The 9,859-nt window shown below is 63.8% G+C and carries 12 protein-coding genes; 7 read left to right on the plus strand and 5 right to left on the minus strand.

Annotated elements, in window-relative coordinates:
• Window positions 1-77: 77 nt before the first annotated feature.
• Window positions 78-413, minus strand: a complete 336-nt coding sequence (locus QMX78_RS17660) for a DUF6713 family protein (RefSeq protein WP_282271968.1) — start codon at window positions 411-413, stop codon at window positions 78-80.
• 140 nt (window positions 414-553) lie between these two features.
• On the opposite strand from QMX78_RS17660, the gene QMX78_RS17665 reads away from it, so the two are divergent.
• Window positions 554-1,171 (plus strand): hypothetical protein, encoded by a 618-nt coding sequence (locus tag QMX78_RS17665; RefSeq protein WP_282271970.1) that lies wholly within the window; start codon window positions 554-556, stop codon window positions 1,169-1,171.
• On the opposite strand, the gene QMX78_RS17670 is transcribed toward QMX78_RS17665, so the two are convergent.
• Both QMX78_RS17670 and smpB read right to left on the minus strand, forming a co-directional pair.
• Complete coding sequence (locus tag QMX78_RS17670) at window positions 1,168-1,587, minus strand: GNAT family N-acetyltransferase (protein WP_282271972.1); 420 nt, start codon at window positions 1,585-1,587, stop codon at window positions 1,168-1,170. The two genes, QMX78_RS17665 and QMX78_RS17670, sit on opposite strands and share 4 nt — an antisense overlap.
• Window positions 1,587-2,090: an SsrA-binding protein SmpB gene (gene smpB / locus QMX78_RS17675; protein WP_282271974.1), complete on the minus strand. Its 504-nt coding sequence runs from the start codon at window positions 2,088-2,090 to the stop codon at window positions 1,587-1,589. The genes QMX78_RS17670 and smpB overlap by 1 nt, the downstream gene beginning before the upstream one ends.
• A gap of 50 nt (window positions 2,091-2,140) precedes the next feature.
• Here smpB and QMX78_RS17680 point away from each other — a divergent pair, with 50 nt between their 5' ends.
• Both QMX78_RS17680 and QMX78_RS17685 read left to right on the plus strand, forming a co-directional pair.
• Window positions 2,141-2,569, plus strand: a complete 429-nt coding sequence (locus QMX78_RS17680; protein ID WP_282271976.1) for a type II toxin-antitoxin system RatA family toxin — start codon at window positions 2,141-2,143, stop codon at window positions 2,567-2,569.
• Between the two features lie 3 nt (window positions 2,570-2,572).
• Entirely contained in the window at window positions 2,573-2,827 is a 255-nt protein-coding gene (locus QMX78_RS17685; protein WP_282271978.1) for an RnfH family protein, read from the plus strand.
• 21 nt (window positions 2,828-2,848) lie between these two features.
• On the opposite strand, the gene bamE is transcribed toward QMX78_RS17685, so the two are convergent.
• Entirely contained in the window at window positions 2,849-3,238 is a 390-nt protein-coding gene (gene bamE / locus QMX78_RS17690) for an outer membrane protein assembly factor BamE (protein WP_282271980.1), read from the minus strand.
• 104 nt (window positions 3,239-3,342) lie between these two features.
• Between bamE and fur the strand changes: the two genes are divergently transcribed.
• Window positions 3,343-3,753, plus strand: a complete 411-nt coding sequence (fur, locus tag QMX78_RS17695) for a ferric iron uptake transcriptional regulator (RefSeq protein ID WP_282271992.1) — start codon at window positions 3,343-3,345, stop codon at window positions 3,751-3,753.
• Window positions 3,754-4,055: 302 nt separating this feature from the next.
• Here the strand turns inward: fur and recN are convergent, their stop codons facing one another.
• Window positions 4,056-5,723 (minus strand): DNA repair protein RecN, encoded by a 1,668-nt coding sequence (gene recN, locus QMX78_RS17700; RefSeq protein ID WP_282271982.1) that lies wholly within the window; start codon window positions 5,721-5,723, stop codon window positions 4,056-4,058.
• Between the two features lie 184 nt (window positions 5,724-5,907).
• Between recN and grpE the strand changes: the two genes are divergently transcribed.
• The 3 genes from grpE (at window position 5,908) to dnaJ (ending at window position 9,742) form a co-directional block, all read left to right on the plus strand.
• On the plus strand, window positions 5,908-6,423 hold the full coding sequence (gene grpE, locus QMX78_RS17705; RefSeq protein WP_282271984.1) for a nucleotide exchange factor GrpE: 516 nt from the start codon (window positions 5,908-5,910) through the stop codon (window positions 6,421-6,423).
• Window positions 6,424-6,567: 144 nt separating this feature from the next.
• On the plus strand, window positions 6,568-8,487 hold the full coding sequence (gene dnaK / locus QMX78_RS17710; protein ID WP_282271986.1) for a molecular chaperone DnaK: 1,920 nt from the start codon (window positions 6,568-6,570) through the stop codon (window positions 8,485-8,487).
• Between the two features lie 133 nt (window positions 8,488-8,620).
• Window positions 8,621-9,742 carry a molecular chaperone DnaJ gene (dnaJ, locus tag QMX78_RS17715; protein ID WP_282271988.1) on the plus strand — a complete coding sequence of 374 codons (1,122 nt, stop codon included), beginning with the start codon at window positions 8,621-8,623 and terminating at the stop codon, window positions 9,740-9,742.
• Window positions 9,743-9,859 lie beyond the last annotated feature (117 nt).

Below are 9,859 nucleotides of genomic sequence, written 5' to 3' on the forward strand. Positions count from 1 at the left end.
GGAACGACCGAAGAAGATCTTGGGCGGCCTGACACCGGCCGCCTATGCCCAACAGTTGGCGGCCAAAGCCGCTACGATTAAATCTGGACTCTAAAGGGCCCCGCTACTGAAAGCGGGGGGACGTCGGATAGAGGCAGATCGAACTGGTGTTTGCCTGCTGCGGCAAAGCCGGCGTGGAGCAGGGCGGTTAGCACGCCAATGCAGCCGCAGAGCAGGGCATAACGCCTCGCTTGTGGCGTAGCCAACGCCACTTGCCGATAGCCGTGGAGCAGCAGGCCCACTGCCAGTAGGTTGAACAACAGAAAGCCTTGTATGCCGCCGGGCACATGGAACATCTCCCATTCGTGCCAGTAGGCGGCATCTATCTGGTGAACGATCAGCGACAGCAGCGTTGCGGTGTACCAGCGATCCATCGTCAAAGAACTCCTTGGTGGGGCGCCAGTCTAGTCAACAATCTTCATGACTACGTGCGGCTGCGATGTCGCATCAACTTGAACGCACCAGGTGAGGCTTAACGCAGCACCGACCTTTCTGCGACGTTTGCCGGCGGACCATGGCTGCAATCAAGTTTGCGACGGTGGAAGTGGTCATGCAGAAGCGCTGCCTGCGATTGTTGGCGGGTGGAGTTGGAACCGGGTTTCGGCGACGCGCGCTGGCGCCGGTTTCGCTCTATCTGTTGCTGGCGGTTGTTGTGCTGATCACGACGTGGTTGGGGCGGAGCTATTGGTCGCAGCTCGCACCGCTGGTGTTGCTGCTCTGCGCTGGGCTTCTGGGTTGGGTGCGGCGAGTGCGTCAGCGCTGGCTTGGTGTCTATCTGGTAGCGGTAGTGCTGTTGCTGGTGCTGCAATCGGCTTGGTCTGGACTCGCGGCCGCCGGAGTGGAGCGGGTTGCGTTCGTCACGATGGTATTGGGACTGGCCCAGTTGCTGATCCATACCGCGCGGGTATGGCGGTTCTCACGCGCGCTGCAGCTGCAGGTTGATGGCCTGGATTATGCCGCGATCCTGGCGGTGTTGCCGCCGGAAGCTGCCGAAGAAGCAAGGCAGTGGCTCGGTGGCGATGACCACAAAGCTGCCGAGTTGAGCGAGGTGGTCAGCCTGAGCGTGCTGTACGCGGCCTTGCAGGCACCCGGAACCCAGCGGCGCCATCTGCGCCGGATATTGATGGGCTAAAGCGTCTTGCGCAGGTAGATGCGCTCGTGGCCGGGCGGAAAGTCGGGCAGGCGGCCGAAAACTTCATAGCCGTGGCGTAGATAGAAGCCTTCGGCCTGCCAGTCGAAGGTATCCAGCACAACGCTGTGTGCGCCTGCGGCCTTGGCCTGTTGTTCGGCTTCCAGCAGCAACTGGCTGCCCAATCCTTGGTCGCGCAGCTCCGGATCGACCCACAGCACATGGATGGCGAGCCAGCCTGCGCAGACGTCGCCGAGCAATCCGCCGCGCAGTGTTCCGTCCCGGTCATGGCTGGCCAGCTGCAGTGGCAGTTCATCGAAGCTATTGCCGCTGGCCTTGCGATTGAAGGCCAGCAGCCGTGCGCACAGCGCCTGCACATCCTGCGCGCTGGCGACCTGCACCGCGCGCCGTGTCGACATCAGGCGTTACGGTTGTGGGCACGCATCGCGCGCTGCTTTTCGCGGGCCCAGTCGCGTTCCTTGGCGGTATCACGCTTGTCGTGGTTCTGCTTGCCCTTGGCCAGTGCGATCTCGAGCTTGATCTTGTTCTTGCTCCAGTACATCGCGGTTGGCACCAGCGTGTAGCCATCGCGCTCGACCCGGCCGATCAGTTTGTCGATCTCGCGACGGTGCAGCAGCAGTTTGCGCTGGCGACGGTCTTCCGGAATGGTGTGGGTGGAGGCCTGGATCAACGGGGTGATCTGCGCGCCGATCAGGTAGATCTCGCCATCCTTCACATAGGCGTAGGCGTCGGTCATGTTGCCGCGGCCGGCGCGGATGGCCTTGACCTCCCAGCCCTGCAGCACCAGGCCCGCTTCGATCCGCTCTTCCAGGTGGTATTCGTGGCGCGCGCGCTTGTTCAACGAGATGGTTTTGTCGGCCGTCCCGTTCTTTGCTTTATCCTTGCTGTGTTTCGTGCTCATTTCCGTATTGTCTCCGATTCGGGGGCTCCCCGAACACTTTCTGTATTGCCATGACTACCATTCGTCGCAGCGCGCTGGTCGAACACTCCGCCGAGCGCATGTTCAACCTGGTCAATGATGTCGCCGCCTATCCTGGCCGGTTCCGCTGGTGTGACAAAGCGGAAATCCTGGAGCAGGGCGAGGAGCGACTGGTTGCCCGGCTGGATCTGGGGCTGGGTTCGTTCCGGACCTGGTTCATGACCGAAAACACCTTGCAGCGCCCGCACAGCATCGATATGAAGCTGCGGGAAGGCCCGTTCAAGCGCCTGCACGGCCGCTGGGAGTTCCACGCCCTGTCCGAGAGCGCCTGCAAGGTCAGCCTGGAGTTGGAGTTCGAGCCGACCTCGCGCCTGCTCGGGCCGGCCCTGGCGCTGGGCTTCCAGGGCTTGGCCGATCGCATGGTCAACGATTTCGTGCGCGTGGCCGATCAGGAACTCTGAGCGATGCGTGTAGAGGTGGTGCTGGCCTGGCCGGACCGTTACCAGCTGCAGCAGCTTGAGCTGCCAGAGGGCTGCACGGTCGCTGATGCGGTGGCCGAGGCGGCGCTGGATGGCGCTGTCGCGGCGGCAATGGCGGTGCACGGCGTGCTGGCGCGTCCGCAGCAGTTGCTGCGGGACGGTGACCGGGTCGAGCTGCTACGCCCCTTGCTGGCTGACCCCAAAGAAAATCGCCGCCGGCGGGCGCGCGGCGGCGATTGACCCTGCGAAGGGGGCGCTGGATCAGCGGCCCTTCTTCTTGTCCTTGGCCAGGTTGCGGCCGAACTGACGCACGCTGTTACGTGCCAGGTCGCCGTCCTGGGTCGGGAAGTACTCACCTTCCCAGCGGGTGACCAGGTCGTTCTCGAAGAACACGGTGAAGTTCTTGACCTCGGTCTTGCCCAGGCGATTCACCCGCTGGCTGGCGGTGTAGTCCCAGCGCTGGGCGTGGAAGGGGTCGGCAATGGACGGCGTGCCCAGCAGCGCGTTGACCTGCTGCTTGCTCTGGCCGGCCTGCAACTGCGCCACGGACTGTTCACGGATCAGGTTGCCCTGATAGATGGGCTGCTTGTAGATGATGCCGCAGCCAGTAGTGGACAGGGCGACAACGGCGATCAACAGTAGGTTGCGCATTAGGTAGGGCGGTTGAGGAAATCAGGTCGATGATACACTCCCCGGCACCCAGCGCGATCTGACCGGAGATAACTGGCGTTAAACCGCCAATGAACACGATGGCTATGGAATCCAATGACCTGCGCAAAGTCGGCTTGAAAGTAACGCATCCGCGGATGCGCATCCTTGCCCTGCTTGAACAGAACACCCCCCAACACCACCACCTCACCGCCGAAGACATCTACCGCCAGCTGCTTGATTGCGGTGATGAGATCGGGCTGGCCACGGTTTACCGCGTGCTGACCCAGTTCGAGGCGGCCGGGCTGGTCCTCAAGCACAATTTTGAAGGCGGCCAGGCGGTTTACGAGCTGGACCGCGGCGGCCACCACGACCATATGGTCGATGTGGACTCGGGCAAGATCATCGAGTTCGAAAGCCCGGAAATCGAGGAGCTGCAGCGGAAGATCGCTGCGGAACACGGTTTCGAGCTGGAGGAGCACTCGTTGGTGCTCTATGTGCGCAAGAAGCGTAAGTAAGGCTTTGGCGGCGCAGCCTCTGGGCCGTTGCTGCTGAATTGAAAACACCGGCCAATGGCCGGTGTTTTTGTTTGTGCGGTTGCTTCTACCCCCTCCCTTTCGCGCAGCGAAGGGGAGGGGCGGGGAGGGGTGCTTTTGGAGCAGGGCCTCAGGAGCCAACAGCTCCCCTCACCCCAACCCCTCTCCCGCAGGCGGGAGAGGGGCTTTAGAGCCGGAGCCAGGGGCAGAGCCCAAGCCCAAGGCCAAAGCCAAGGCCAAAGCCAAGGCCCAAAGCCCGGGCCCAAAGCCCGGGCTGCCCGCTGTCAGGCTTCCGTCAGCAGCTTCCGCGCCGCCGCCCGTGCTTCCTTGCTGACTTCAGCTCCGCCCAGCATGCGCGCAAGTTCCTCTTCGCGGCCCTTGGCATCCAGCAGCTCAACCGCGCTCTGGGTCATGCCTTCCACCGGTGCCTTGCTGACCCGGTAATGGCTGTGGCCCTTGGAGGCGACCTGCGGCAGATGGGTCACGCACAGCACCTGGCGGCGTTCGCCCAAGGCGCGCAGCTTCTTGCCAACGATGTCGGCGATGGCGCCGCCGATGCCTGAATCCACTTCGTCGAAAACCATGGTCGGTACGGCGTCCAGGCCCAGTGCGGCGACTTCGATGGCCAGGGAGATGCGCGACAACTCACCGCCAGAGGCGACCTTGCGCAGGGCGCGGGCTGGCTGGCCGGCATTGGCGGCGACCAGGAACTCGACCCGCTCGGCGCCATTCGGGTCTGGGCGCAGCTGTGCCTGGGGCTCCAGTTCGATCAGGAACTGGCCGCCGCCCATGCCCAGCTCGCCGATCAGCGCGGTGGTGGTGTCCGAGAGCGAGGCGGCAGCAGCTTGGCGGCTGCTTGATAGTGTTGCTGCAACGGCTTGCCAGCGAGCGGTGGCCTTGTCGATCTCGCCGGCCAGCTTGGCCAGGCGCTCGTCGGCGCCGCGCAGTTGCTCCAGCTCGGCTTCGAGGCGGTCGCGGGTGGCGGCGAGTTCTTCCATTGGCACGCGGTGCTTGCGGGCCAGGTCGTGCAGGCGGCTCAGCTGACGCTCGATGTCCTCGAAGGCTTCCGGGTCGCTGTCCAAGTCGTCCTGGACCCGGTCGAGCTGGGCCAGCGCCTCGTGCAGCTGAATGCCGGCGGCATCGAGCATGGCATCGACCTCGCCGAGGCGGGCGTCGTGCTGGCTGACGCGGCCCAGCTCGTTTCGCACCTGCTGCAGCAGCGAGAGCAGGGAAGGGCCGTCCTCGTCGCCATTGAGCAGGCCGCCAGCGCGCTGGCAGGCTTCGATCAATGCGGTGGAATGGGCCTGGCGGCGGTGGCTGGCGCCAAGCGCTGCGATGGCTGCCGGCTCCAGGTCTTCGCGCTGCAGCTCACCGAGTTGGTGCTCAAGAAAGCCGATCCGGTCGGAAACGTCGCCTTGCTGGGACAGCGCATCGCGCTCATCCAGCAATGCCTGCCACTGGGTGCTGGCGTTGCGTACGGCGGCGCGTTCGGCCTCGTTGCGGGCGAAGGCATCGAGCAGGGCCAGCTGGCTGGGACGTGATAGCAGCGCCTGCTGGTCGTGCTGGCCGTGGATCTCGACCAGAAAGCCTGCCAGTTCAGACAGTTGCGATACCGGTACCGGGCGGCCGTTGATGAAGGCGCGGGAGCCGCCGTCGGCGCGGATCACCCGCCGCAGCTGGCATTGTTCTTCGTCGTCCAATTCGTTGTCGCGCAGCCAACTGCGTGCCGGAGCGTCGTCGTCCAGGCTGAATTCGGCTGACAACTCGGCGCGGCTGGCGCCGTGGCGGACCACGCCGGAGTCGGCACGCAGGCCGGACAGGAAGCCCAATGCGTCCACCATCAATGACTTGCCGGCGCCGGTCTCGCCGGAAACAACAGTCATGCCTGGCCCGAACTCAAGTTCGGTGGCGCGGACAACGGCAAAATCCTTGATCGATAGATGTCTGAGCATGGCGGGCAGGTCTAGGGGCCGCGCAAAACTAGCATGCGGGCTGGATAGGTCAATGTAGGACAGGCGGTGACCGGCACAGATTAGGAACAAAGCGTCTCATGGAGTGAGCCGGAGCCTTGAAACTCTCGGTACAGCCCACATACGGGTCGGGGTAGGCGGCAGAACATCCGCCAAGGAACCGGAAATGAACCAAGAGCACACTGAATTCGACCCCGAGAACGCAGCCATGGGCGGTGACGACGCGCAGCACGACCAGATCGAGGCGCTGCGTGCCGAGCTGGAGCAGGTCAAGGCCGAATCGCTGCGCGAACGCGCCGACCTGGAGAACCAGCGCAAGCGTGTGGCCCGTGACATCGACCAGGCCCGCAAGTTCGCCAACGAGAAGCTGCTTGGCGAGTTGCTGCCGGTGTTCGACAGCCTCGATGCAGGCTTGGCTGCCGCTGGCGGTGAGCCCAATCCGCTGCGCGAAGGTATGGAACTGACCTACAAGCAGCTGCTCAAAGTAGCTGCTGACAACGGTCTGGTCCTGTTGGACCCGGCCGGCCAGGCCTTCAATCCGGAGCATCACCAGGCCATCAGCCAGGTGCCGGCACCGGCTGGCGTGGCCCCGGGCGCGGTAGTGACCGTGTTCCAGAAGGGCTACCTGCTCAACGAGCGCCTGCTGCGGCCGGCACTGGTTGTGGTGGCCCAGGCCGACTGATCGGCCGCGCTGGCTGGCCGCTGCCTAAATCAGGCGCGGCCGCCGGCAAACAGTGTTCCGGGGATGACTTGAATGTCATCAGGTCCTTCCCCATATCCCATTCATCCCCGGCGGCTGCCGGCAAACGAATCTCAGGAGTCCCCCATGGGCAAGATCATTGGTATCGACCTCGGCACCACCAACTCGTGCGTGGCGATCATGGACGGCGGCAAGGCCCGCGTCATTGAAAACTCGGAAGGCGATCGCACCACGCCCTCCATCGTCGCCTACACCAAGGACGGCGAAGTACTGGTGGGTGCCTCGGCCAAGCGTCAGGCCGTCACCAACCCGAAGAACACCTTCTACGCGGTGAAGCGCCTTATCGGCCGCAAGTTCACCGACGCCGAAGTGCAGAAGGACATCGCCCACGTGCCGTACGGCATCCTGGCGCATGACAACGGCGATGCATGGGTACAGACCAGCGATGCCAAGAAGATGGCGCCGCAGGAAATCTCTGCCCGCGTGCTGGAAAAGATGAAGAAGACCGCCGAAGACTTCCTCGGTGAGAAGGTCACCGAAGCGGTCATCACCGTGCCGGCCTACTTCAACGACAGCCAGCGCCAGGCAACCAAGGACGCAGGCCGCATCGCCGGCCTGGACGTCAAGCGCATCATCAACGAGCCGACCGCGGCTGCCCTGGCCTATGGCCTGGACAAGGGTGACAACAAGGATCGCAAGATCGTTGTCTACGATCTGGGCGGCGGCACCTTCGACGTGTCGATCATCGAGATCGCCAACGTCGACGGCGAGAAGCAGTTCGAAGTGCTGGCCACCAACGGTGACACCTTCCTGGGCGGCGAAGATTTCGACAACCGCGTCATCGAATACCTGGTTGAAGAGTTCCAGAAGGACCAGGGCATCGACCTGCGCAAGGATCCGTTGGCCCTGCAGCGCCTGAAGGACGCCGCCGAGCGCGCCAAGATCGAGCTGTCGTCCGCGCAGCAGACCGAAGTGAACCTGCCGTACGTCACTGCAGACGCTTCCGGTCCGAAGCACCTGAACATCAAGCTGACCCGCGCCAAGCTGGAAAGCCTGGTCGAAGAGCTGATCAAGAAGTCGATCGAGCCGTGCCGCGTTGCGTTGAATGACGCCGGCCTGCGTTCGAGCGACATCAGCGAAGTGATCCTGGTCGGTGGCCAGACCCGCATGCCGAAGGTGCAGCAGGCTGTTACCGAGTTCTTCGGCAAGGAACCGCGCAAGGACGTCAACCCGGACGAAGCCGTGGCACTGGGTGCTGCGATCCAGGGCGGCGTGCTGGGCGGCGACGTCAAGGACGTGCTGCTGCTGGACGTGACCCCGCTGTCGCTGGGTATCGAGACCATGGGTGGCGTGTTCACCAAGATCATCGAGAAGAACACCACCATTCCGACCAAGGCCTCGCAGACCTTCTCGACCGCCGAGGACAACCAGTCGGCCGTGACCGTGCACGTGCTGCAGGGTGAGCGCGAGCAGGCCCGTTACAACAAGTCGCTGGCCAAGTTCGACCTGTCCGGCATCGAGCCGGCACCGCGCGGCATGCCGCAGGTCGAGGTGTCCTTCGACATCGACGCCAACGGCATCCTGCACGTGTCGGCCAAGGACAAGAAGACCAACAAGGAACAGAAGGTCGAGATCAAGGCCGGTTCGGGTCTGTCCGAGGAAGAGATCGCACGCATGGTCGCCGACGCGGAAGCCAACCGCGAAGAAGACAAGAAGTTCCAGGAGCTGGTGCAGGCCCGCAACCAGGCTGACGGTCTGATCCACGCCACCCGCAGCGCCATCACCGAGCATGGCAGCAAGGTTGGCGGCGACGTGATCGGCAAGGTTGAAGCTGCACTGGCCGATCTGGAAACCGCGATGAAGGGCGACGACAAGGCACAGATCGAAGCCAAGTCGAAGTCGCTGGAAGAAGCCGGTCAGGCGCTGTTTGCCGCCGCTTCGGCTGGTGAGCAGGGCGGTCCGGCTCCGGGCGGCGACGCCGGTGCCCAGTCCAATGACGACGTGGTGGACGCGGAGTTCACCGAAGTCAAGGACGACAAGAAGTAAGCAAGGCCGGTGTTGTAACTGGGGATTCGGGGTCCGGGACTACTGTTCCGGCTTCCGGATCCCCTTCCGGTATCTGCAATACCAGGCTTTTCGTCCCTGATTCCCAACCCCGATTACAGAACCTCATGTGCCGATGAAACGCGATTATTACGAAGTACTGGGCGTAGCCCGCACCGCCACCGATGAAGAGCTGAAGAAGGCCTATCGCCGTTGCGCGATGAAGCACCACCCGGACCGCAACCCGGGCGACGCTGCCGCTGAAGCTGCCTTCAAGGAGTGCAAGGAGGCGTACGAAACCCTGTCCGACGGCAATAAGCGGCGCATGTACGACGCCCACGGCCACGCTGCGTTCGAACACGGCATGGGTGGCGGGGGTGGTCCGGGTGGTCCGGACATGAACGATATTTTCGGCGACATCTTCGGCAATATCTTCGGAGGTGGCGGTGGTCCGCGCCAGCCGCGTCGCGGTGCCGACATCGGCTACGTGATGGAGCTGGACCTGGAAGAAGCGGTGGCCGGCGTTGAGCGCCGCATCGAGATCCCGACGCTGGCCGAGTGCGGTGATTGCGACGGCAGTGGCTCGGAAGACCGCAAGGTCGAGACCTGTAATGTCTGCGGTGGCCGCGGCCAGGTGCGCGTGCAGCGTGGCATCTTCGCGATGCAGCAGGCCTGCCATAACTGCGATGGTCGCGGTCAGATCATCAGCAAGCCGTGCAAGACCTGCCATGGCAATGGCCGTGTCGAGGAAGACAAGGTGTTGTCGGTCAAGGTGCCGGCAGGCGTTGATACCGGCGACCGCATCCGCCTGCAGGGCGAAGGCGAAGCCGGCCCGGCCGGTGCCCCGGCGGGCGACCTGTACGTGGAAGTGCGCGTGCGCGAGCATGCGATCTTCACCCGTGACGGCGACGACCTGCACTGCGAAGTGCCGGTGCGTATCTCGCAGGCAGCGCTGGGCGACGCTATCCGTGTCGCAACCCTGGGCGGCGAGGCGGAAATCCGCATCCCGGCCGAGACCCAGACCGGCAAGCTGTTCCGCCTGCGCGGCAAGGGCGTCAAGTCGGTGCGCAGCCGTACCGAAGGCGACCTGTACTGCCGCGTCGTGGTGGAAACCCCGGTGAACCTGACGGCTGAGCAGCGCAAGTTGCTGGAGCAGTTTGAAGCTACGTTCATCGGCGAAGAAGCGCGCAAGCACTCGCCGAAGTCGGCAACCTTCATCGACGGCGTAAAGGGCTTCTGGGAACGCATGAAGTCCTAAGGCGTCACCTGTAGTGCCGAGCCGTGCTCGGCATTGGGCTTGCCGGGAAAATGTCACCTGTAGTGCCGAGCCATGCTCGGCAGAGGCGTTCCCGGTAATGCCCCTGCCGAGCATGGC

It is taken from the genome of Stenotrophomonas sp. PS02298 (genome assembly GCF_029959445.1).
Lineage (GTDB): Bacteria > Pseudomonadota > Gammaproteobacteria > Xanthomonadales > Xanthomonadaceae > Stenotrophomonas.